The sequence below is a fragment of the Phytobacter sp. V69 genome (assembly GCF_965644215.1).
Taxonomy (GTDB): domain Bacteria; phylum Pseudomonadota; class Gammaproteobacteria; order Enterobacterales; family Enterobacteriaceae; genus Phytobacter.
The window spans coordinates 1-1,743 of record NZ_CBFFRL010000401.1 but is presented as its reverse complement, the minus strand read 5'-3'; the positions used below and the strand labels follow the sequence as shown (position 1 = coordinate 1,743).

The window sequence follows — 1,743 nt, the reverse complement described above, 5'->3', positions numbered from 1 at the left end:
TTATCGGTAGTTAACCCTTCCTCCTACACTCTCCACAATCATGTCCGAGCGTTGCACTTATTATCTGAATTCGCGGCATCTATTCTAAGGAGAAGATATGAGCATTAAGGATGTAAGTTCGGCGGCCAATTTGACGGTCATGCCTGCCACCCGCCAGGAAACGGTACATGCCCTGACGGGGAAAAACGTCGATCCTGCAGAGTCTGTTGAGGTCAACCTGTCGCCGGAAGCGATGGCACAAGCATGGGAGCAGTTAACGCCGCCGACCCAGGAAGAGATAGACGCGAACGCCCGTGAGATGCTCAGTCTGCGTAATCAGGCGATGGCGCGCATGCCCACGGGTCCGAATCTTGCCATCGGTTTTTATACGGACCCGGCAACCGCCAGCGACGCGGTCAGCTTTCAGGGCTTTTTCCAGAACGCCACGGCGAGCGCCGATGATATGGCTGACGCACTGCATAAAGCCCTGACTTCCCCGACCCAGAACGGGGATTACACCACCAATGCGATGGATCTTGCCCTAACCAGGCCAAGCTGAACCGGGTAGTGCAGACGTATGTCGCAGCCGATTATCAGAATGAAGCCAGCGCGTTCGTCACTCAGTTTATTGGCGACAAAACCGCGCAGGCCGATCAGATGACGAAAGTTGTGCTGACTCAGGCGACGAAGCTGTCGCAAAGCCTGGGCGATAGTGAGCAGGCCCAGCATCATCTGGATGCCATCGCACAGTTGAGTGACGGTACGCACTCTTCCCAGACGATCCGCAATGAGATGCTGAGCTTCACCGCCGGTTCCACGGACAGTGATACCTGGTTCTCGTCCATCAACGACTGGGTTGATGAAAACCGTTCGTTGCCGTATATCCTTGAGATCGAGAAAGGCCATATCGGCGCATTACAGGAACAGTGGCAGAGTTTTGTCGCGAGCCTGAAAACCGACGCCTGAGCCGTTGCCCCTTATCCTGTGATGAGGGACAATTAATATCCCACCGTATAAACTCGCCCGGTCTGCACGCCTTCAAGACTGCGGCGGTATGCCAGCGCAACCCGTGCGGCTGGCACGCTTTCAAACCCCGGGAAGAAGGGGCCATAGGCCTCTTGTGATTCGCTCAGCATTGTTGGGCTGACCACGTTTATGCGTTGCCCGTGTTTCAGCTCGCAGGCCGCTGCTTTCACAAACCCTTCCAGCGCGGCGTTAACCGTCGTGGCATTGACTCCTTGCGCGATGGGCTCCTGGCCGACAATACCGCTGGTTAGCGTAATCGAACCGCCCTCGCGCAGGTAATGTTGCCCTGCCAGCACCAGGCGTACCTGGCCGAGCAGCTTATCCTGTAGGCCAATTGAGAAATCCTTGGTGGTCATTTTTTCCAGTGGCCCAAAAAACAGGTTACCGGTGGTGGCGACGATAGCATCGACGGGCCCGACTTTTTCAAACAGCGCCGCTACGCTCTCATCTGACGTGATATCGACATGGACATCACCGTTGGTGCGGCCTGCGCGGATAATCTCATGCTGGTGGAGTTCCTGCGCCACTGCCCGACCCACGGTACCACTTGCGCCAATCAGTAAAATTTTCATCGTTATGCTCCTCTGTTGCGGTAGTGGCCATTCTTTCGCTAATTATTTATAAGATAAATGAGCTAAACGTTAATTGATTACTAGATAGCGCCGTCACAAGATTTTAGCCCAGAGAGCGATGCATCTGATCTGGACGGCAGCGAGAAATGAGGCCGTATTTTTTGCG

Annotated in this window: 3 protein-coding genes; 2 read left to right on the top strand and 1 reads right to left on the bottom strand. The window is 54.7% G+C overall.

Features of this window, described 5'->3' with window-relative positions; all coding sequences use genetic code 11:
* Positions 1–97 precede the first annotated feature (97 nt).
* Together ACSZPU_RS25535 and ACSZPU_RS25530 are read left to right on the top strand one after the other, a co-directional pair.
* A complete protein-coding gene (locus ACSZPU_RS25535; protein ID WP_499004398.1) occupies positions 98–538 on the top strand; it encodes a hypothetical protein in 441 nt (146 codons plus the stop codon).
* An 8-nt stretch (positions 539–546) separates the two neighbouring features.
* Positions 547–945, top strand: a complete 399-nt coding sequence (locus ACSZPU_RS25530) for a hypothetical protein (RefSeq protein ID WP_499004397.1) — start codon at positions 547–549, stop codon at positions 943–945.
* Positions 946–977: 32 nt separating this feature from the next.
* Here ACSZPU_RS25530 and ACSZPU_RS25525 read toward each other — a convergent pair whose 3' ends face one another.
* On the bottom strand, positions 978–1,577 hold the full coding sequence (locus ACSZPU_RS25525; protein ID WP_499004396.1) for a short chain dehydrogenase: 600 nt from the start codon (positions 1,575–1,577) through the stop codon (positions 978–980).
* Positions 1,578–1,743 lie beyond the last annotated feature (166 nt).